Here is a 20,512-nt window from a genome sequence, read left to right as displayed (position 1 = left end):
CCTGTGGCGATGCGGCGAGGGTGTGGGCTGTCACGCCTTGGCAGGCATGACCTTGCCCACTCTGCCCCGAAAGACGGGGCTTTCGCGTCAGTGAATTAGCGAGCCGCCGTTCACGTCCACTTCGGAGCCGGTCACATAGGCGGACAGGTCCGAGGCGAGGAACAGGCAGCAACCCGCCACGTCAGAGGCTTCGCCCGCGCGGCCCATGGGGATGCCATCAAGGATTTGGGTCATCATGTCGTCCGTCAGCGCGCCGCCGGTGATGTCGGTGGCGATAAAGCCCGGGCAGACCGCGTTGGCACGGATGCCGTCGGGCGCGCATTCGCGGGCGGTGGCCTTGGTCAGGCCGAGGATGCCCGCCTTGGCCGCCGAGTAGTGCGGGCCGCCAAAGATGCCGCCGCCGCGCTGCGCCGAGACCGAAGAGATGTTGACGATCGCGCCGGATTTTTGCGCGCGCATGGCGGGCAGGCAGGCCTGGGTCATGTAGAGCGTGCCGCGCAGATTGACGTCGAGCACGGCGTCGTAGTTGGCCGGTTCGATCTGCATGAGTTTCAGCGGCTGGGTGATGCCCGCGTTGTTCACCAGAATGTCGATCTGAGGGAAGTTGCCGAGGACGACTTCGACCGCGTGTTTGCAGGCCTCAAAGTCGGTGACGTTGCAGGCCAGACCCATGTGGCCCGAGCCGGGCAGGTCATTGGCCGCTGCCAAGGCGGCGTCGGCGTCGAGGTCAAGGATGGCGACGCGCGCGCCGTGCTGGGCAAAGAGCTTGGCGGTGGATTTGCCAAGGCCGCGCGCCGAGGCGGCGCCGGTGATGATCGCGGTTTTGTTTCCGAGCAGTTTCATGGGGTTGGTCCTATATTTGGGGCGGGGAGGGGGCGCTGCCCCCGTCGCCTTGCGTCGACTCCCCCGGGATATTTCCAAAGAGAAGAAACCGGGGGCGGTGGTCAGAGCCAGGATTTGATCCGGGCGGTGATGGCGGGGACGGACAGGCCGTATTGGTCGTGCAGCGTGGGCAGCGCGCCTGCGTCGAGGAATTCGTCCGGCAGGGCGATGGATTTGAAGGCGGGGGTGATGTTGCTGCGCAAGAGGTCTGCGGCGATGGCTTCGCCGAGGCCGCCGACGATGGTGTGGTTTTCGAGCGTGACCACGAGGCGGCCGGTTTTCGCGGCCTCGGCGCGGATGGTGTCCACGTCGAGGGGTTTGATCGTCGGCACGTGCAGGACGGCGGCGTCGATTCCGTCCGTGCGCAGGGCTTTGGCGGCGTCGAGGGCGCGCATGGTCATAAAGCCGGTTGAGATCATCAGCACGTCGCGTCCATCGTGGATCATCTGCGCTTGGCCCAGTTTGAACTGGTAGCCGTATTCGCCAAGCACGTTGGGGACTTTGCCGCGCAGGAGGCGCATGTAGACGGGGCCCGGGTGGTCGGCGATGGCGCGGGTGGCTTGGTCGATTTCCGTGGCGCAGCAGGGGTCGACGATTGTGAGGTTGGGCATCCCGCGAAAGATCGCGAGGTCTTCGGTCGCTTGGTGCGAGGGGCCGTAGCCGGTGGTCAGGCCGGGCAGGGCGCAGACGATTTTGACCGGCAGGTTTTCCTCGGCGATGGCCATGAAGATGAAGTCATAGGCGCGGCGCGATGCAAAGACGGCGTAGGTGGTGGCGAAGGGGGTGAAGCCTTCGCGCGCGAGGCCGGCGGCGGCGGAGATCAGCAGCTGTTCGGCCATGCCCATCTGGTAGAAGCGGTCCGGGTAGGCGTTCGCAAAGACGTGCATGTCGGTGTATTTCGACAGGTCCGCCGAGAGGCCGACGATGTCGTCCCGGGTTTTGGCCAGATCGCACAGGGCGGTGCCCAAGGGGGCGGCGATGGTCTCGCGCCCTTCGGCGTCGAGCGAGGCGATCATGGCGGAGGTGGCCAGTTTCTGGTCGGGGGCCTTGCGGGGCGTGTATTTGGATTTGCGGCGGCTGCTGGGGCCGGGGGCGAGATCTGTCATGGCGGTGTCCCTTGTGGTGGGGGTGGGGCGCTGCCCCGGCTCCTGCGGAGCCCCCCGGGATATTTTGAAAGAAAAGAAGCGGCGGTCAGGCGGGGATATTGGCGTCGAGGTGGGCGATGGCCTGCGCCCATTCGTCTGCGTCGACGCGCACGAAGTGGTTGCTTTCGCGGGCCTCGAGGAAGGGGACGCCTTTGCACATCAGGGTGTTGCAGATGATGACGCGCGGCTGGGGGCCGGGGTGGCTGCGGGCGGCGTCGAAGGCGGTGACGAGGGCATCGAGATCGTTGCCTTCGACGGTTTGGGCGTGCCAGCCAAAGGCTTGCCATTTGGGCGCTTCGGGCGTGGTGGCGAGGGCTTGGGTCGTTGGTCCGTCGGCCTGTTGGTCGTTGAAATCGACGATGCAGATCAGGTTGGACAGCTGGTGCTGGGCGGCGGACATGACCGCTTCCCATGTTGATCCTTCGCCCAACTCGCCGTCGGACATGAGGTTGTAGACGAAGGCATCGGAGCGTTTGCGTTTCAGGCCGAGGGCCGCGCCGACCGCGATGCCAAGGCCATGGCCGAGGCTGCCGCCGGTGATTTCCATGCCGGGGGTGTAGGCGGCCATGCCGGACATGGGCATCCGGCTGTCGTCCATGCCGTAGGTCTCGATCTCGTCCTCGGGGAGGATCCCGGCTTCGATCAGGGCGGCATAGAGGGCGATCGCGTAGTGGCCGATGGACAGGTAGAAGCGGTCGCGGCCATCCCATTCGGGGTCGTTTGCGCGGTAGCTGAGGGCGTGGAAATAGCTGGTGGCGAGCACATCCGCGACGCCGAGGGCCTGGCCGATGTAGCCTTGGCCCTGGACTTCGCCCATGCGCAGGGCGGTGCGGCGGATCGACCAGGCACGGCGCGCAAGGCTGGTGTTCGAGCCGCTGTGGGCGGTGTCGGTTTGCATGTGTCTCCTCCGGCGTTTTTCACGCGATTTTGAGTGACTTTTGGCAAGCAGGAGGGGTTTGAGCAATTAAGGAATACTAATGCGCTTTTTAAGTTTTCTTTGGTGATTTCTGCGCTGGTTGACGAGAGGGGGCGCGCAGTGTCGAGTGTGCCGGGTGGACTGGGGCATAAGGAGCGCGTGGATGCCGTTGGAGATGAATAGAGAGGTGTTTGTCACCTGTGCGGTGACGGGATCGGGGGGCACGCAAGACCGCTCGCCGCATGTGCCGCGCTCGCCGCGCGAGATTGCAGACAGCGCGATCGAGGCGGCCAAGGCGGGGGCGGCGGTGGTACATTGCCATGTGCGTGACCCCGAGAGCGGTGCGCCGTCGCGGCGGCTGGCGCTGTACCGAGAAGTGACCGATCGGATACGTGATGCCGAGGTCGACGTGGTGCTGAACCTGACCGCCGGGATGGGGGGGGACATCGTCTTTGGCGGGGTGGAGGCACCCTTTCCGGTCAATGCGGCGGCGACGGATATGATCGGGGCCGAGGAGCGGGTGGCCCATGTGGCCGAATGCTCGCCCGAGATTTGCACGCTGGATTGCGGGACCATGAATTTTGCCGAGGCCGATTACGTGATGACCAACACGCCGGGGATGCTGCGCGCCATGGGCGGGATGATGGAGGCCTTGGGGGTGAAGCCGGAGATTGAAGCCTTTGACACCGGGCATTTGTGGTTTGCCAAGCAGTTGGTGGCCGAAGGGGTGCTGAGCGCGCCGGCCTTGGTGCAGCTGTGTATGGGGGTGCCGTGGGGCGCGCCGGATGATCTGAACACGTTCCTGGCGATGGTGAACGCGGTGCCGGACGATTGGACGTTCAGCGCCTTTGCGTTGGGGCGGCACCAGATGCCGTTTGTGGCGGCCAGTGTCTTGGCGGGCGGGAATGTGCGCGTGGGGCTGGAGGATAACTTGTTCTTGGACAAGGGCGTTTTGGCGACCAATGCGCAGTTGGTGGACCGGTCGGTGGGGATCATCGAGCGGCTGGGCGCGCGGGTGATCGGGCCTGCGGAGGTGCGCGAGAAGCTGGGGTTGGTGAAGCGCGCGCCTGTTTGAGGGGGGGGCGCTTCTGAATAGGAGGGGGCGCTGCCCGTCGCACCGGAGGTGCGCAGTCATAAAGAAGGGGGGCTCTGCCCGTCACACCGTTAGGTGTGCAGTCAAAAAAGAAGGGGGGCTCTGCCCGTCACACCGTTAGGTGTGCAGTCAAAAAAGAAGGGGGGCTCTGCCCCCCGGGCCTGCGGCCTCCCCCCGGGATATTTTTAAAGAGAAGAAGCCGGGAAGGGGATTTGGGGCGGCAGGTTGGGCCGCCCCGTTGGTCGTTAGGCGACGTTTTCGAGCTTGGTCTCGGGGGTGACGCCGAGGGCGTAGCAGACGTCGCGGGTCAGCTCGGGGCGGTTGAGCGTATAGAAGTGAAGCTTTTCCACGCCGCCTTCGAGCAATTCCGAGCACAGTTCCGTGCAGATCGCCGTGGCCAGCAGGTCGGTGCGGTGGTCACGCTCGGCGGTCTCAAACGCTTCGATCACCCATGCCGGGATCTTGGTGCCGCAGCTTTCGGCAAAGCGGCGCGCGCCCTTCCAGTTTTCGATCGGCAGGATGCCGGGGACGATGGCGTGGTCGATGCCCGCCTTGGCGCATTCGTCGCGGAAGCGGAAGAAGGTTTCAGCCTCGAAGAAGAACTGCGTCAGAGCTTCGGTCGCGCCGGCGTCGAGCTTGCGCTTGAGCCAGTCGATGTCGGCCTTGGCGTTGGCCGCCTCGGGGTGGACATCGGGGTAGGCGCCGACGCGGATGGTGAAGTTGCCGGTGGCGGCCAGCGCCTCGATCAGCTCGACCGAGTTGGCGAAGCCTTCGGGGTGGGGGACAAAGCCGCTCGAACCCTTGGGGGGATCGCCGCGCAGGGCGACGATGTCGGTCACGCCAACATCGGCGAAGTCCTGGGCGATCTTGAGCGTTTCTTCGCGGGTGGCATCGACGCAGGTCAGGTGGGCGGCGGTGCGCAGGCCCGAATGCTTGTGCAGCGTGGCGACCACATCGCGGGTCAAATCGCGGGTGGTGCCGCCTGCGCCGTAGGTCACGGAGACAAAGCTGGGGTTCAGCGGGGCGAGCACCTGGGTGGTGTCCCACAGCCGAAAGGTGCCCTCGATGTTCTTGGGCGGGAAGAATTCGAAAGAGATGTCGGGGCGTTTCATGACGAGAACCTTTGTTGCTTGTGGACCTTGTCGCATATCCCGCTTTGTGAGACAAACTCATAAAACTCATCAACAACATGAAAATGGTTGGGTTTGAGCGGTCTGCCGGGTCGTTTTGCTGGCTGTATGGGTCGTTTTTGCATGGTGGCGCGGCGTGGTTTTTTTGCGTGTCTTCAGGGGGATGCGCTGGAATTTGCGGTTGATTTGGGTAAGAAACGACAGCGGCGGCGGATCGGTTCCGCGCAGGCTCGCAGAGCAAGGATGTTTTGAAAATGCACATCGAATTTCGCCATTTGCGGACGATCAAAGCGATTCACGACCATGGTGGGGTGGCCAAGGCGGCGGATGTGCTGAACATCACGCAAAGCGCGCTGAGCCATCAGATCAAGGGGCTGGAGGATCAGGCCGGGGTCGAATTGTTTGTGCGTCGGTCCAAGCCGATGCGCCTGTCGGCGGCGGGGATGCGGCTGCTGCGTCTGGCGGAACAGGTCTTGCCGCAGGTCGAAGCCTTGCAGGCCGAGTTCGACGGGCTGCGGCAGGGCTCCAGCGGGCGCTTGCACATCGCCATCGAATGCCACGCCTGTTTCGAATGGCTGTTCCCGGTGCTCGAAGGCTTTCGCAAGAGCTTTCCCGACGTGGACGTGGACATTCGCCCCGGTCTGGCCTTTGACGCGCTGCCCGCGCTGATGAAGGAAGACGTGGACGTGGTGATTTCCTCCGACCCCGAAGAACTGCTTGGCGTGACCTTTACGCCCTTGTTCGACTATTCCCCGGTGTTCGTGGCTTCGGCGCAGAACCCCTTGGCGCAAAAGGATTATATCGAGGCGCAGGACTTTCGCGGGCAGACCTTGATCACCTATCCGGTGGAACGCTCGCGGCTGGATATTTTTAGCCAGCTGCTTACCCCGGCCAAGGTCGAGCCGGCGGCGATCCGGCAGGTCGAACTGACGGCGGTGATCCTTTTGCTGGTGGCGTCAAACCGAGGGGTCGCGGTGCTGCCCGACTGGGTGGTGCGCGAGGTCAAGTACAACTCGGATTACGTCACGCGCCCCTTGACCAAGGACGGCACGACCCGGCGGCTATATGCGGCGACCCGGACCGAGGATCTGGACAAACCCTATATGAAGCGCCTGATCGCCTTGGCCGGGGCCGAGGCGAAAAAGTTGCAAGAGGCTTAGGAACAGCTTTCCTTGGCTTGGATCAGCGCGAGGGTCCATTTGTCCAGATAGCTGTGGCCCTGAATGTAAATGCGGTTGGAATTCAGGACGAGATCCGTGCGATACGCAAAACAGCCGCAATCCACGCCAGTCAGGTTGGTGCGGCAGTAATCGCCGCCATCAATCTGCGCCGCGGCGGTTTTGTAGGTCATCGTCTCTTCGGGCAATTGTCCGGTCGGAGAGGTCAGGGGCGGCATCATAATGACCGCAGCCACCATGCCCGCAGCCAGGGTTCCGGAAATCGCGGCGGCAATATGTTCGGTCTTCATGGCGAGGCTCCTTTGAAAGGTGCCTCAGGTTAACTCAGTGGGCTGCGTTTCCCGAATGAATTGCCCCGTGCTTTTAACGTAGATTTAACGACAATTGTCGCCAAGCGGCGTTTGTCCGGTGCGTTCAGGATCAAGAACAGCTTTCAATCCCTTGGAAACGCGCCAAATCCCAGCGATTTTTGTAGCTTGTGCCGATGACGGTTGCGCGCGGTTCGTTCAGGACGGTACCCGCGTGATGTGCGAAACAGCCGCAGTCAATGCCCGGCAGATTGGCTTTGCAATAGGCCATTTCGTTAACGCGCGCGCTGGGGGGGCGGGCGGCAAGGTTGATCACGGGCAAACCGCCCGGCGCCGTCAAGGGCGGCAACAGCTGTATGCCCGCCACCAGGGACGCCGAAATGATCAAGACGAAAAAGGACGCAACCGTGGTGGATTTCATGACCAGTACCTTATCAACAGATAAGAATGGCCTAACACCTCTGGGGTGGCTTCACCGATTGTAAACGAGTCTGATGGTAAACTCAGCATCAAGAGGCGGCGGTGCGTCGTCCAAGATGCTTAGCGGACCTTGCGTCGCGGCAAGATAGACGGTGCGGGCCACCACAGCGGCCCGGCGCTTTTGTATAAAATTGTGATCTAATCCGGTGTGTTAAACAGCCTTGATATCAGCGGCCATCTGACGACCGTCGCGACCTTCGCGTAGTTCGTACTCGACCTTTTGGTTATCGGCGAGGCCGGTTAGACCCGAACGCTCGACCGCAGAAATGTGCACAAACACATCCTTGCCGCCTTCTTCCGGTGCGATAAAGCCGTAGCCTTTGGTGGTATTAAACCATTTCACGGTGCCGCTTGGCATAATCCCCGTGCTCCTTTCCAACTTTGTCGTATGGTCTCGCAGTGTGCGAAACCGCCCTGCGGCTTGTCAGAAATGAGCAAGATCCAAGTCTATGTTGACTCCGGCGCAATCTTTGAAAGCCACATTTTATAGGATTTCGCGTTAGGGGGAAAAATCAAGCAAAACTCCCTCGTGTTTCAATCCGAGGCGATTTATGTGAACTTAGTTAACGTAAATGAGCAAAAGGGCAGCGTGATATGATCCTTTATGGGCTGAAAACCTGTGATACCTGCCGCAAGGCGACCAAAGCCCTGCCGGACGCGCAGGTGGTGGATGTTCGGGCCGACGGCGTGCCTTCCGAGGTTCTGGCGCAGGCCTATGAGCGGTTCGGCGCGGCTTTGGTGAACACGCGGTCGACCACGTGGCGCGGCCTGTCCGAAGAGGAGCGCGCGGGCGCGCCGCTTGACCTGCTGGCCGGGCATCCCACCCTGATGAAGCGGCCGTTGATCGTCGACGGGGACCGGATGTGGCTGGGCTGGGGCAAGGACGTTCAGGCCGATCTGACCTGAGCGCGCAGGGCCGCATCCACCGACAGGCGTCCCGCGCCGAACAGCGCCAAACCGGTTAACAGAACCACCCAAAAGGCGCGTTGGTCGGCGATCAGCGCGTCCGGGGTTTTGTCGAACCACGCGCCCAATGTTTCGGGGTGCCGCGCCGCGCCATGCCCGATCAGGTCGGTCAGCGTCTGCACAATGACAAAGCCGATCATCCCCAGCGCCGAAACCCGTGTGGCAAGGCCGATAACAATCAGAAACGGCAGGATAAATTCCGCCCAAGTGCCAGCGACGACCACGGCCCAATGCAGCCAGCCAAGCTGCGAGGCATCATAGCTCACTGCTTCCATCTGGCGCGGGAAAATCTGGGTGTAGGCGTTGAAGGACGGCTTGAAAATCCCCAGCAGACCGGGGCCAAGCTTGGTTAACGCCGAGGCCCAGAAATAGCCCAGCAAGGTTGCTGCAAAAAGCGCGCGCAACAGCACGGGCAAGATCTGCGGGCCGCTTCGGTTCAAGGCTTGGACCGTGGAATCATAGAGCTGAACGGCGTTCATTGCGCACCTCATGTGTCGATGCTGCCGATCGCGCCAGAGGCCGCCAGCAGCGTTAAGGTTTCGGTAAAATCCGCCTCTGATCGGGCGGCGGCGTCCTGCATCGTTGCGCCTTTTTGCAACGCCAAAATCTGCGCGGCGGCGCCAGGGGGCAGCAAATGCGGCGAGGGATCAAACTCGGGCCGGGTGATCAAAACGTCCTCGGCGCGGGCGGCGGGCTTTGGACTGCCCGGCTGCAAGGTGTAGCGATGGATCGACAGCACGGGCCAGTTTGATTGCAGGATTCGCACCGCCGGGGCCAAGGTCAGTCGCGCGGTGGCGAGACTTTCGGGGGCGAGGCGGGGCAGCGCAAAGGGGGCAGTGTCCGCGGCGTGATAGCTGCTGCGCACAGCCAGCTCAAATCGCGCCACATCCGATAGATACCCTATATGTTTCAGGGGTTTGATGGTGTCTATGAAGGCCGGGAACCCCTCGCCATACAGCGCCAGAACGGGGCTGCGCGGTGGCGACAGGCGGATGAATCCTCGCGCGATTTGCGCAAAGCTTTCGGTGCCGATCAGGGCGCGCACGGCGGGAAATCCGGTCTCCAGCGCGTCGCGTAACGAAACCGCAACGTTGTTGCGATAGACGTCAAAGCGGCGGCCTGCGGGCTGGCCTTTGGCATCGGTGAGCCCCTCTGGGCTGGCCATGTCAGGGGCCAATAGCGCTGTGCGAAAGGCGGTTTCGGTCTGTGTGACGGCGGTCATGCGGGCACCAAGGCGTGCGCGGCGCGGGCGGCTTCGGTGCGCAGTTCGGGCCACTCTGGCACGTCCGTGTCCCACTCGATCAGGATCGGTTTGGGGCCGCTGCGGGCCAAGGCGTAATCCAACAAAGCCCAGACCGGATCGGCGACGGGCTTGCCGTGGCTGTCGATCAGCAGCGGTGCGCCGTGGTCGTCGGCGTCTTGGTCATGGCCGCCAAGGTGGATTTCCCCGACTGCGTCCAAGGCGAAGATGTCGATGTAACGCTCTGGCGCAAAGGACAAATTCACCGCCGAGACAAAGACGTTGTTGATGTCCAGCAGCAGCCCGCAGCCCGTCCGGCGCACGATCTCGCGCAGGAAATCCGGCTCGGACCACGTGCTTTCGGCAAAGGCGAGGTAACTCGACGGGTTCTCCAGCAGCATCTGCCGTCCCAGCGTCGTTTGCACTTGGTCGATGTGTGTGCAGACGCGGGTCAGGGTGTCAGCTGTGTAAGGCAAGGGCAAGAGATCATTGAAGAAATGGGCGTCGTGGGTGGACCAGGCGAGGTGTTCGGAAAAGCTGGCGGGGTTTAGCCAATCGACAAGGGTTTTCAGCCGCGCGAGGTGGTCCAGATCCAGCGGCTGCGGGCCGCCGATCGACAGGCCAACGCCGTGCACCGAGATGGGAAAGCGTTCGGCCAGCGCGCGCAGTTGCGCGAGGGGGCGGCCGCCTTGCCCCATGTAGTTCTCGGCGTGGATTTCCAGCCATTGGACCGGGCTGGGATCGCTCATAATCTGTTGAAAATGTTGCGGTTTGTAGCCAACGCCGGGCTGCGCGGGCAGGGTGCGGGGGTGGTCAAACATGACGGGCCTCTTGCGCGGTGAGAGCGGGCGGGGACAGGCCCCGCCCAGCAAGATCAGGTCTGGGGCAGGTCGCGATCCAGCGCCTCGAGAGAGCCCATGCGGGCGTGGCCGTCGGCCATGGCGGGCAGTTCGATCTCAAGGCAGGTGCCTTCGGCGACCAGCGACCATGCGTTGCCCTGATAGTCGACGGTCGAGGTGCCTGCGCAGGTCGTGCCGGGACCAGCGGCGCAGCCATTTTCCCCTGCCAAAGCAACACCATAGCACTTTTCTTGTGCTTGGGCGCTGGCGTTGGTGGCGCCCATCGAGGCGGCGAGGGCACCCATCAGGGCGGCGGCGTGAAGAGTTTTGGACATGTGAATTCCTCCGGTTTTGAGGTTGATGTTTCGTCCCGTCCGGCGCTGTGCCGGGGCGGTGACCTCAACCTGATCGGATCGGCGGAAACTCGCCACTCACAGCGCCGTGCATCACACGCGTGTCAGGCGAAACCGACGCTGCGTGAGCGAAGACATATGTAATTTCAGGGGGTTAGGACACGGAGTTGAAACATTCCTGCGGGGTAACGGGGTACCTTTCGGCGTTTTGTTACAAAACAAAATCGCTCAGGGGTTGCGCGCTCGCGCCGCCTCACGCGGTTTGTCAGCGATGTTTCAGGGGGAGAACCTGTGTCGCCAACCCAAGAAAAAGGGCGACCCAAAGGCCGCCCATTCATCGGTTTAAATGTCTGACAATTAAATGTCTGACAATTGTAATTTCACAACAGGTCAGGCGCCTTGGCCGCGACGCTCAGCTCGGACACGATCTCGTCCAGCGTGGCCATCGAGGTCTGCTTTTGACCCAAGCGGCGGACGGACACCGTACGCTCTTCGACTTCGCGGTGGCCCACGGCGAGGATCACCGGCACCTTGCCCAGCGAATGCTCGCGCACCTTGTAGTTGATCTTTTCGTTGCGGGTGTCGGCTTCGGCGCGCACGCCCGCCTTGACCAGCGTCTCGACAACCTCGTGGACGTAGTCATCCGCCTCGGAGGTGATCGAGGCCACGACGACCTGACGCGGGGCGAGCCAGAAGGGCAGCTTGCCCGCGTGCTCTTCGATCAGGATGCCGATGAAGCGCTCGAACGAACCAAGGCAGGCGCGGTGCAGCATCACGGGGCGATGTTTCGCGCCGTCCTGGCCGATGTAGGTCGCGTCCAGACGTTCGGGCAGGACGAAGTCCACTTGGAAGGTGCCGCACTGCCAGACGCGGCCAATGGCGTCGGTCAACGAGAATTCCAGCTTGGGGCCGTAGAAGGCGCCTTCGCCGGGGTTCAGCGTGGGTTCAATGCCTGCCGCGCGGGTCGCCTCGAGCAGCGAGGTTTCGGCCTTGTCCCAGACCTCGTCCGACCCGGCGCGGGTTTCGGGGCGGTCCGAGAACAGGATGTCGAACTTTTCAAAGCCGAGGTCGCGGTAGATTTCCGACAAGAAGTCGATGAACTTTTGGCATTCCGACGCGATCTGATCTTCGGTGGCAAAGATATGTGCGTCATCCTGCGTAAAGCCGCGCACCCGCATGATGCCGTGCAGCGCGCCCGAGGGTTCATAGCGCGCACAAGAGCCGAATTCGGCCATGCGCAGCGGCAAATCGCGGTAGGATTTCAGACCCACCTTGAAGATTTCCACGTGGCAGGGGCAGTTCATCGGCTTGAGCGCGTTGATCGCCTTTTCGCGGGCGTGCTCTTCGTCCACTTCGACGATGAACATGTTTTCCTGGTACTTTTCCCAGTGCCCGGATTTTTCCCACAGCTTGCGGTCGACCACCTGCGGCGTGTTCACCTCGACGTAGCCGCCTTTTTCCTGCTGGCGGCGCATGTAATCCTGAAGGGTGGTGTAGATTTTCCAGCCGTTCGGGTGCCAAAAGATCTGACCCGGCGCTTCTTCCTGCATGTGGAAGAGGTCCATCTCGCGGCCCAGCTTGCGGTGGTCGCGTTTGGCCGCTTCTTCGAGCATGTTCAGATGCTTGCGCAGGTCTTCCTTGTTCTTGAAGGCGACGCCGTAGATGCGTTGCAGCATGGCGCGGTCGCTGTCCCCACGCCAATACGCGCCCGCCACGGACATCAGTTTGAAGGAATCGCCGGGCACCTGGCCGGTGTGCTGAAGGTGCGGACCCCGGCACAGATCCTGCCAGTCGCCGTGCCAGTACATGCGCAGCGGCTCATCGCCGGGGATGCTTTCGATCAGCTCGACCTTATAGGGCTCGCCGCGGTCCTGATAGTATTTCACCGCCACGTCACGGTCCCACACCTCGGTGCGGACGGCGTCACGCTTGTTGATGATTTCCTTCATCTTTTTCTCGATCGCGCCGAGATCTTCGGGGGTGAAGGGCTCGGTCCGGTCAAAGTCGTAGTACCAGCCGTCCTTGATGACCGGGCCGATGGTGACTTTGACGTCGGGCCAGATTTCCTGCACGGCGCGGGCCATGATATGCGCCAGATCGTGGCGGATCAGCTCCAGCGCCGGGGCGTCGTCGGCCATGGTGTTGATGGCGATCGAGGCGTCTGCGGTGATCGGCCATTGCAGGTCGTAATGCGCGCCGTCGACCTGGGCCGAGATGGCCTTTTTGCCAAGGGATTTAGAGATGCTTGCGGCGACTTCGGCGGCGGTGACGCCTGCGTCATAGTCGCGTTTGGAACCATCGGGGAATGTCAGGGAAACTTGGGCCATTGGCCGTGCTCCTCGTCAGTTTGGCGCCCACGGAACGCCCGGTTGCGGGTTATGTGTTGGACCTGCCTTTTGGCCCCGGTGTTAACCACTGTCAAGCGGCGCGGGAACCGATTGGCGCGCGGTTCGTTGATCCGGTGGATCATCGTTCGACTACCCCAAGATAGCAAACAAAGAGTTACCCCATGACCGACACCACAGAGACCGTATTCGAAGAGCTGACCGGCGCGGATGAGGTCAGCGCGGTCGAGGCGCGCAACGGCTTGCGCCACATGGTGTCGCTGTCGATGACCAAGATTGCGGACGGTTTGATTGACCCCAAGCTGGTGCTCAGCTGGTTGACCGGTGCTTTGGGGGTGCCGGCAGCGATCACGGGCCTCTTGGTGCCGATCCGCGAGGCGGGGGCGCTGTTGCCGCAGATCCTGATGGCGGGGCGCTTGCAGCGGATGGAGCAGCGCAAGTGGTTCTGGGTTGCGGGGTCCGTGGGGCAAGGCCTGATGGCGGTGGTGATTGTCTTGGCGGCCCTGACGCTGACGGGGATGGCGGCGGGGCTGACGATCGCGGCGGCTTTGGCGGTGTTTGCCGTCAGCCGCGCGGCCTGTTCGGTCAGCTATAAGGACATCCAAGGCAAAACCGTCGCCAAGACCCGGCGCGGGGCGGTCACAGGGGTTGCGGGGTCGGTGTCGGCTTTGGCGGTCCTCGCCTTTGCGGCGCTGCTGATATTTGGCGTCGGGCAGGAAAAAGGCCCGGTGATCGTGGCCATCGGCTTGGCTGCCGCTTTGTGGATCGGGGCGGCTGCGCTGTTCGCGACGCTGGACGAAAAGCCGTCCGAAGACCGCGACGCGCCCGCCATTGACCTGACGCCTTTGAAGGAGGACGCGCAGTTCCGCCGCTTCATCGCGACGCGCGGGGCGCTGACCGTCACCGCGCTCGCCCCGCCGTATTTCGTGCTGCTCGGCGACGGGCAAAGCGCGTTGCAGGCGCTGGGGGCTTTGGTCTTGGCCTCCTCTGCGGCGTCGTTCCTCAGCTCATATATATGGGGGCGGCTGGCGGACCGGTCCTCGCGCTGGGTGCTGGCGCTGTCGGGGTTCATCGCCGCGGGGTTCATGGCGCTGGCGGTTGTGGCGGACGTGATGGGCTGGGCCGGGCCGGTCTGGGTGATCCCGGTGATCCTCTTTGGCCTGATGATCGCCTACCACGGCGTGCGGCAAGGGCGGTCGACCTATCTTGTGGACATGGCGCCAAAGGACACGCGGTCGTCCTACGCGGCGCTGGCGAACACGGCGATTGGCACCTTGCTGCTGATCGTGGGCGCCTTGGGAGGGGCCTTGGCGGCGCTGGGGCCGCAGATCGCGCTGATCGGCTTTGCGGCGCTCAGCGTGCTGGGCGGGGTGCTGGCGCTGGGGCTCGATGAGGTCGAGCGCACATAACCCCTTTGGCTTCCTGCGCGCGATCACTATGGTGGCCGCAAAAGCAAGGAGCATCCCATGGCAGACGTTGCCTATCTGAACGGCCCGCGCGGTGATCGGCTGGCCTATGCCTACACGCCGGGGCAGGGGCCGTGCATCGTGTTTCTGTCCGGCTACAAATCCGACATGGAAGGCACCAAGGCCGTGCATCTCGAAGCTTGGGCCGCCCAGCAAGGCCGCGCCTTTCTGCGGCTGGATTACGCCGGACACGGCCAGTCGGGCGGCGTGTTCGAGGACGGCTGCATCGGTGATTGGGCATCGGACGCCGAGGCGGTGATCCGCGCCGCGACCTCTGGTCCGGTGGTCTTGGTCGGGTCGTCCATGGGCGGCTGGATCGGTTGCATCCTGTCGCAACGTCTTGAGGTTGCTGGCTTTGTTGGTATCGCCGCAGCACCAGACTTTACCGAAGACAGCTTTTGGGCGGGCTTTGACGAGGACCAGCGCCGCCAAGTGATGGAAGAGGGCCGGGTCGAGCTGCCCTCGGCCTATGATGACCCTTATTACGTGTCGAAAAAGCTGATCGAGGATGGGCGCAATCATCTGGTCTTGCGCCAGCCGCTGCCGATGGCGTGGCCCGTGCGGCTGGTCCAAGGCACCGAGGATGAGGCCGTCAAACGCGAGACCGCTTTGGCCCTGCTGGACCATATCGACGGGGAGGACGTGCGGCTGACCTTGGTCAAAGGGGCGGACCACCGCTTTTCCGACGGGCCCTGTCTGGGCGTGATCGAAGCGGCGATTTTGGACGTTTTGGGCTAACCCATGGGCGTGGCGATTGCCCTGATCGCGGCGTTGGTGCTGCTGTGGTTTGCCCTGCCGCGCGAGCCGGTCGTGACGGATGTGTCGTTCGATATGTCCAAGCTGGCCGAGGGGGTGGCCCCCTACCTGGAGGCCAGCGAGGCGCGCATCCACGACATCACCCCCGGCACGGAAAAGCGCGTGCTTTGGGCGGGTCTGCCAGAGGCGCCGACGCCCTGGGCGGTGGTCTATATCCACGGGTTTTCCGCCACGTCCGAAGAGCTGCGCCCGCTGCCTGATCTGGTGGCCGAGGGGCTGGGGGCGAACCTTGTGTTCACGCGGCTGCAAGGCCACGGGCGGCTCGGCGTCGATCTGGCGAAAACCAGCGTCGAGGGGTGGATGGACAATATGGCCGAAGCTTTGGCGATTGCCCATCAGGTGGGCCAGCGGGTGCTGGTCATCAGCTGCTCGACCGGGGGCACGCTGACCGCCTTGGCGCTGGCCGAACAGATGGGGCAGGGTGTCGCCGGGGCGGTGTTCGTCTCGCCCAACTTTCAGGTGCGGGCGCGCGGCGCGCGTGTGCTGACATGGCCCGGCGCGCGGCTGTGGCTGCGGCACATCGCGGGGCGCGAGCGCAGCTGGCAACCGCAATCGCCCGAACAAGCGCGGTTCTGGACCTTTCGCTATCCGGTCGAGGCGGTGCTGACCATGGCCGCCGCCGTGAGGGCGGCTTTTGCCTTGGATTACAGCCGGATGCGCACGCCTGCGCTGTTCATCTTTGACCCCAAGGACCAGACCGTGAACCATGCGCGCACGGCGCAGGTGGCAGAGCAGTGGGGCGCGCGGGCGGAGGTGTTCAAGGTCGCGGTGGGTCCGCAGGACGACCCCGGCCACCACGTGATTGCCGGGGATATTATGTCGCCCGGTATGACCCAGCCCTTAGCGGACAAGGTTCTGTCATGGGCCAAGACTTTGTAACGAAAGAGATTTTATGGAACAACGTGTAAGCTTGCTGACCTTTGGCTGCCGCGACGTGGCGGCGACGGCGGCGTTTTACGAGGCGATGGGATTCAAACAGCTGCCGTCGCAGGACGACATCGTCGTGTTCGACCTGATCGGGCAGGCCTTGGGGCTGTATGCGCTGGACAAGCTGGCCGAGGACATGGGCGTGCCGGAGGAGAGCCTTGGGTTTGGCGCGGCGACCTACGCCCACAATGTGCGCGAAAAAGACGAGGTGGCCCAAGTGCTTGACCGCGCCCGCGCCGCTGGCGGCAAGATCCTGCGCGAGGCGTCGGACGTGTTCTGGGGCGGGCATATCGGGTATTTCGCCGACCCCGAAGGCCACGTCTGGGAAGTGGCGTGGAACCCGTTTTCCAAACTGGGGCCGAACGGCGAATTCCGCTGGGGCGGGTTCGAGTAACGCCATGCGGCGGCCCCGGTCCATGTGGTCGCTGGAAACGCTGGGACGGGAGCGCCTGTCCCGGCACTTTTGGATGCGCGAGTTTTTGTACTCCGAGATCGGAAACTTCCACCAGATCAGCAACGTGCCAAACGATCCTGATCTGGCACTTGAACGGGGGCGGGCCTTTGCTGGGGCGCTGCTGGACCCTTTGGAAGAGACCTTTGGGCGCATTTTTGTGCGCTCGGGGTATCGCTCGGCGGCGCTGAATGCGTTCGGCAATGAAGGCGGGCTGAACTGCGCGCGCAATGATAATCCGCTAGAGTGCCACATCTGGGATCTGCCGGATCGGCCCGTGGCGGGGGCGTCCATCGTGATCCCGTGGTTCGCGGAGCGCTACGCGCAGGGGCGCGATTGGCGCGATCTGGCGTGGTGGCTGTATGACCATTTGCCGTTCTCGGAGGTGTGGTTTTTCCCCAAGCTTTGCGCGTTCAACATCGCGTGGCGGCCTGAGCCGTTGCGCCGGATCGACAGCTATATCGCGCCCAAGGGGAGCCTGCTGCGTGCCGGGGGCGACCCCGCAGAGACGCCAGAGCAGCGCCGCGCCCGCTATGCGGATTTCCCGCCGTTCCGGGGAATTATCCACCCGGATCGGTGAATGATTCTGTGGATAACTGCCACTGACCCGCGTGTCGCCGCCAAATCCTTACCAATGCGTTAACGCGAACGCCTTGAAAATAAAGGGTATACCTACACCCCATAGAGGAAAGATTGACCCGCACCACAACATGGGCGATTTTCATCCAAAATCTGGGGGACAAGAGCTATGACAACGCGAACTGTGGCGCTTGCAGCAGCCATGCTGGCGGCGGGTACAGTATCAGTGGCGGCGCAGGAGACCTGCGGCGGGTTTTACAAGGTGCGACCGGGCGACTCTTTGTCGTTGATCGCAGACAAGCTTTATAAGGACGTCGGCCAGTGGACGGCGATCTACCGATCCAACATCGACAAGATCAGCGCGCCGGATGCGATCCGCGTCGGGCAGTCCTATCGGATGCCGTGCATCAACGGCTTGCCCACGGGCCTCAAGGGCGGCACCCCGGTCGAGAAGATCGAGGCCTTGGCCGCAGAGCCCGCGCCGCAGGTCGACACGCGTACCGCGCAGGTGCAGCGCGAAAAGGCAGCCGAGGCGCGCCAGCAGGGCGTTGATGTCAAGCTGCTGGCCAGCGACGATTTCCGCCCCTTTACCAACCGGATGCAGATGTCTTCGGGCCTGATCACCGATCTGGTCAACCGCGCCTTTGTGGCAAACGAGGACACCGGCGCGCATAAGTTTTACTGGGTCAACGACCGCGCGGCGCATCTGGACCCGATGCTGAGCGAAGGTATGGTCGACATGGCGTTCCCGTGGAAGAAACCCGACTGCGAGGCCGACGCGGGCAACGCGCTGTGCACCGATTACATCTACTCCGAGCCGATGTTCGAGATGCTGGTGGTGCTGTTCACGGCCAAGGGCTCTGGCGTGAAATACGCCGGCGAAGCGGACCTTGCGGGCCTGCGCGTCTGCGCCCCCATCGGGCACAACGCCAAGGGCACCAGCGCCAGGTACCTGTCGGCGGTGGGCGCGCGGTTGCAGCAACCTGCCAGCGCCGAGGAATGCTTTTCCCGCCTGATGGCGGGCAGCGCGGACGCCGTGGCCATGAACGAATTCACCGGCCGCATCGTCGCCAAGGATATGGGCATCTCGCAGGCCGTCGAATTGCAGCTGAGCCGCCCCCTGGCGATCGAAAGCCTGCACGCGGTGGCGCATAAGGACAACCCGCAGGGGCAGGCCGTGGTCGATGCCTTTAACGACGGGCTGGCCGCGATGCGCGACAGCGGCGAGTACCTGACCGTCATCGACAAGCACATGTCGTCGATCTGGGCGGGGCTGTAAGCCATGCGTCACATCTGGAGGAGGGCAGCGGCCAGCGCGGCAGCTGCGGTGATGATGGCAATCGGCGCGCAGGCGCAGGCGCAATGCGGGACGGATGCCTACACGGTGAAGCCCGGCGACACGGTCTTTACCATTGCGCAGGCGAAATACGGCGACCCCGAGAAATGGACGCTGATTTACTACGCCAACGAGGCGGCTTTGCAGGCGTCGGTGTTTCAGGTCACGCCGGGCGATGTCTTGGACATCCCCTGCGAGCCGGGCTCTCAGCAGGCGGATGCGACGCCGCTGCGCGTGGAAACCGGCGCCGAGCTGAAGCTGCTGACCGGGTCCAACTACGAGCCGTTCACCGATCTGGCCTGGCCCGGCGAGGGCATGTTGACCGAGATCGTCAATGCCGCGATGGAGACGACCCCCGACCCGGTGACCTATTCGATCACCTGGGAAAACGACTGGTCCAAGCACCTGTTTCCGGGGCTGGATTCCAAGCAGTTCGACATGGGCTTTCCGTGGTACAAGCCGCCTTGCGACCAGATGCCCGACAACGAGCGCTGCGCCAACTTTCACTTTTCGGACCCGCTGGTCGAAGTGCTGCTGATGCTGTTTGTACGCTCTGACGAAGGGTTCAAGTTCGACAGCGACGACGATCTGCTGGGCAAGTCGATCTGCCGCCCGCATGGCTTTTTGACCTTTGATCTGGACCGTCCGGGGCGCGATTGGCTGCAAAACGGCAAGGTCCAACTGGTGCGCGCCAACAATGAGGCGGAGTGTTTTGACAAGCTCTTGGCCGGTGAGGTCGACGCGGTGTCGCTGAACGTGTTCCTTGGCGCGCAGGTCATTAAGGAACAGGGGCTGCAAGGGCGCGTGGTCGCCATGGAGCGGCCGCTGTCCACCGCCGGGATGCATGTCATCATCTCGAAAAAGCACTGGCGCGGGACGACGTTCCTGTACCGCTTTAACGCAGGGCTGGCCAAGCTCAAGGAAAGCGACCGCTACGCCGAGATCGTGAACAAGCACCTTGGCGTGTTCTGGGAGCAGATCAAGTCGAACTGACCCTTTCTCCAGACGTCCCTGCCCAAGACGGGGGCATCCGTAAGCCGGCGCGCCAAAACGCGCCGGTTTTGCGTTTGTCGGCTTTAACTCGCCGAGCGCTTTGATAAGCTGTTGCAAATCGCCACGAATTTCGGTGAGACGCTTGGCATGAGCAACACCCACCCGCGCCCCACCGGCCCTGTTTGCAAGGGATTGCCGCGCCATGCGTGAGCCTGTTGTGTTTTTGCCGGGGTTGATGTGTGACGCCCGCCTGTTTGGTCCGCAAATCGCGGACCTGTCGCGCGATCACGCGGTGATGGTCGCGCCCATTTCCCAAGGCGAGAGGATCGAAGAGATCGCGTCGAGCGTGCTGGACGTGTTGCCCAAGCGCTGCGCCCTGGCGGGGTGGGGTCTTGGCGGTGTCGTCGCGATGGAGATCATCCGCCGCGCGCCGGATCGGGTGACGCGGCTGGCGCTGCTGAGCACCTCGCCGCTGGCCGAGACGCCGCAGCAGGCCGCCGAGCGTGACCCGCGGATCATTCGCGTGCGTGCGGGCAAGTTCGATGACGTGATGCGCGAAGAGTACCACATCGACCTGTTGCCGCCGGGGCCGTACCGGTCCGAGATCCTTGAGCTGATCTATGACATGGCGCGGGGGCAGGGGCCGGAATGTTACGTGCGCCAGTGCCGCGCGCTGCAACGGCGGCGCGACCAGCAAGGGACGCTGCGGCGCATCGCTGTGCCGACGCTGATCCTGTGCGGCGAGGACGACGTGCGCTATCCGGTCAAACGCCACAGCTTTATGGCCGAACTGATCCCCGGCGCTCAGTTGCAGGTGATCGGCGGGGCGGGGCATTTTCCCATGCTCGAAGCCGCCGATGCCACCAGCGACGCCCTGCGCGCCTGGATGAAGCAGCCCTTGGTGCTGCGCTAAGGCGCTTTTGGCCCCTTTGCTGGGGCGTTTCCCATGATTTCCCGAAATCTCTGGTCCCGTATGGGACGGGATGGGATGGGACTGGGTGGACCGTATGGGAATTCTTGGGACGCAGGTGGGAACACGGCCAGATTCGCGAGTCCGATTCGGCAAAAC

Annotated in this window: 23 protein-coding genes; 11 read left to right on the top strand and 12 right to left on the bottom strand. The window is 63.3% G+C overall.

Annotation, left to right across the window (positions count from 1 at the left end; genetic code table 11):
- Positions 1–87 precede the first annotated feature (87 nt).
- From B9A11_RS00705 to B9A11_RS00695, 3 genes are all read right to left on the bottom strand, one after another.
- Entirely contained in the window at positions 88–843 is a 756-nt protein-coding gene (locus B9A11_RS00705) for an SDR family NAD(P)-dependent oxidoreductase (protein ID WP_058246254.1), read from the bottom strand.
- Positions 844–944: 101 nt separating this feature from the next.
- Positions 945–1,988, bottom strand: a complete 1,044-nt coding sequence (locus B9A11_RS00700) for a transketolase family protein (RefSeq protein WP_083499745.1) — start codon at positions 1,986–1,988, stop codon at positions 945–947.
- Between the two features lie 85 nt (positions 1,989–2,073).
- Complete coding sequence (locus B9A11_RS00695; RefSeq protein ID WP_058246255.1) at positions 2,074–2,925, bottom strand: transketolase; 852 nt, start codon at positions 2,923–2,925, stop codon at positions 2,074–2,076.
- A 181-nt stretch (positions 2,926–3,106) separates the two neighbouring features.
- Between B9A11_RS00695 and B9A11_RS00690 the strand changes: the two genes are divergently transcribed.
- Positions 3,107–4,018, top strand: a complete 912-nt coding sequence (locus B9A11_RS00690; protein ID WP_058246256.1) for a 3-dehydrocarnitine:acetyl-CoA trimethylamine transferase BcoG — start codon at positions 3,107–3,109, stop codon at positions 4,016–4,018.
- Between the two features lie 263 nt (positions 4,019–4,281).
- Here the strand turns inward: B9A11_RS00690 and metF are convergent, their stop codons facing one another.
- On the bottom strand, positions 4,282–5,148 hold the full coding sequence (gene metF / locus B9A11_RS00685) for a methylenetetrahydrofolate reductase [NAD(P)H] (RefSeq protein WP_058246257.1): 867 nt from the start codon (positions 5,146–5,148) through the stop codon (positions 4,282–4,284).
- A gap of 272 nt (positions 5,149–5,420) precedes the next feature.
- On the opposite strand from metF, the gene B9A11_RS00680 reads away from it, so the two are divergent.
- Positions 5,421–6,326 (top strand): LysR family transcriptional regulator, encoded by a 906-nt coding sequence (locus tag B9A11_RS00680; protein WP_058246258.1) that lies wholly within the window; start codon positions 5,421–5,423, stop codon positions 6,324–6,326.
- Here the strand turns inward: B9A11_RS00680 and B9A11_RS00675 are convergent.
- The 3 genes from B9A11_RS00675 to B9A11_RS00665 all read right to left on the bottom strand — a co-directional run bounded on the left by B9A11_RS00675 (position 6,323) and on the right by B9A11_RS00665 (position 7,490).
- Entirely contained in the window at positions 6,323–6,634 is a 312-nt protein-coding gene (locus B9A11_RS00675) for a hypothetical protein (RefSeq protein ID WP_058246259.1), read from the bottom strand. The two genes, B9A11_RS00680 and B9A11_RS00675, sit on opposite strands and share 4 nt — an antisense overlap.
- A 130-nt stretch (positions 6,635–6,764) precedes the next feature.
- A complete protein-coding gene (locus tag B9A11_RS00670) occupies positions 6,765–7,073 on the bottom strand; it encodes a hypothetical protein (protein ID WP_058246260.1) in 309 nt (102 codons plus the stop codon).
- Between the two features lie 210 nt (positions 7,074–7,283).
- Complete coding sequence (locus B9A11_RS00665; RefSeq protein ID WP_058246261.1) at positions 7,284–7,490, bottom strand: cold-shock protein; 207 nt, start codon at positions 7,488–7,490, stop codon at positions 7,284–7,286.
- Positions 7,491–7,726: 236 nt separating this feature from the next.
- Between B9A11_RS00665 and B9A11_RS00660 the strand changes: the two genes are divergently transcribed.
- Entirely contained in the window at positions 7,727–8,038 is a 312-nt protein-coding gene (locus B9A11_RS00660; protein WP_058246262.1) for an arsenate reductase family protein, read from the top strand.
- Here the strand turns inward: B9A11_RS00660 and B9A11_RS00655 are convergent.
- From B9A11_RS00655 to thrS, 5 genes are all read right to left on the bottom strand, one after another.
- Positions 8,020–8,577: a DoxX family protein gene (locus B9A11_RS00655; protein WP_058246263.1), complete on the bottom strand. Its 558-nt coding sequence runs from the start codon at positions 8,575–8,577 to the stop codon at positions 8,020–8,022. The two genes, B9A11_RS00660 and B9A11_RS00655, sit on opposite strands and share 19 nt — an antisense overlap.
- Positions 8,578–8,585: 8 nt before the next feature.
- Complete coding sequence (locus B9A11_RS00650; RefSeq protein WP_058246264.1) at positions 8,586–9,320, bottom strand: HvfC/BufC N-terminal domain-containing protein; 735 nt, start codon at positions 9,318–9,320, stop codon at positions 8,586–8,588.
- Complete coding sequence (gene bufB, locus B9A11_RS00645) at positions 9,317–10,159, bottom strand: MNIO family bufferin maturase (protein ID WP_058246265.1); 843 nt, start codon at positions 10,157–10,159, stop codon at positions 9,317–9,319. The genes B9A11_RS00650 and bufB overlap by 4 nt, the downstream gene beginning before the upstream one ends.
- A 53-nt stretch (positions 10,160–10,212) precedes the next feature.
- Positions 10,213–10,512, bottom strand: coding sequence for a BufA1 family periplasmic bufferin-type metallophore (locus B9A11_RS00640; RefSeq protein WP_058246266.1), 300 nt, complete (start codon positions 10,510–10,512; stop codon positions 10,213–10,215).
- A gap of 398 nt (positions 10,513–10,910) precedes the next feature.
- A complete protein-coding gene (gene thrS / locus B9A11_RS00635; protein WP_058246267.1) occupies positions 10,911–12,857 on the bottom strand; it encodes a threonine--tRNA ligase in 1,947 nt (648 codons plus the stop codon).
- Positions 12,858–13,039: 182 nt separating this feature from the next.
- Here thrS and B9A11_RS00630 point away from each other — a divergent pair, with 182 nt between their 5' ends.
- The 8 genes from B9A11_RS00630 (at position 13,040) to B9A11_RS00595 (ending at position 20,356) form a co-directional block, all read left to right on the top strand.
- A complete protein-coding gene (locus B9A11_RS00630) occupies positions 13,040–14,284 on the top strand; it encodes an MFS transporter (RefSeq protein WP_058246268.1) in 1,245 nt (414 codons plus the stop codon).
- A gap of 57 nt (positions 14,285–14,341) precedes the next feature.
- Positions 14,342–15,079 carry an alpha/beta hydrolase gene (locus B9A11_RS00625; protein WP_058246269.1) on the top strand — a complete coding sequence of 246 codons (738 nt, stop codon included), beginning with the start codon at positions 14,342–14,344 and terminating at the stop codon, positions 15,077–15,079.
- A 3-nt stretch (positions 15,080–15,082) separates the two neighbouring features.
- Complete coding sequence (locus B9A11_RS00620) at positions 15,083–16,036, top strand: alpha/beta hydrolase (protein WP_058246270.1); 954 nt, start codon at positions 15,083–15,085, stop codon at positions 16,034–16,036.
- Positions 16,037–16,049: 13 nt separating this feature from the next.
- A complete protein-coding gene (locus B9A11_RS00615; RefSeq protein WP_058246271.1) occupies positions 16,050–16,478 on the top strand; it encodes a VOC family protein in 429 nt (142 codons plus the stop codon).
- A gap of 22 nt (positions 16,479–16,500) precedes the next feature.
- A complete protein-coding gene (locus tag B9A11_RS00610; RefSeq protein WP_058246272.1) occupies positions 16,501–17,115 on the top strand; it encodes a hypothetical protein in 615 nt (204 codons plus the stop codon).
- Positions 17,116–17,283: 168 nt separating this feature from the next.
- Positions 17,284–18,393 (top strand): LysM peptidoglycan-binding domain-containing protein, encoded by a 1,110-nt coding sequence (locus B9A11_RS00605; RefSeq protein ID WP_083499746.1) that lies wholly within the window; start codon positions 17,284–17,286, stop codon positions 18,391–18,393.
- 51 nt (positions 18,394–18,444) lie between these two features.
- Positions 18,445–19,443 carry a transporter substrate-binding domain-containing protein gene (locus B9A11_RS00600; protein WP_234988701.1) on the top strand — a complete coding sequence of 333 codons (999 nt, stop codon included), beginning with the start codon at positions 18,445–18,447 and terminating at the stop codon, positions 19,441–19,443.
- 202 nt (positions 19,444–19,645) lie between these two features.
- A complete protein-coding gene (locus B9A11_RS00595; RefSeq protein WP_058246275.1) occupies positions 19,646–20,356 on the top strand; it encodes an alpha/beta fold hydrolase in 711 nt (236 codons plus the stop codon).
- Positions 20,357–20,512: the final 156 nt, after the last annotated feature.

Origin of the sequence: Tropicibacter naphthalenivorans (genome assembly GCF_900176475.1) — a bacterium.
GTDB classification, from domain to species: Bacteria; Pseudomonadota; Alphaproteobacteria; order Rhodobacterales; family Rhodobacteraceae; genus Tropicibacter; species Tropicibacter naphthalenivorans.
The sequence above is the reverse complement of the archived record's forward strand: the minus strand, read 5'-3'. Positions and strand labels throughout refer to the sequence as shown.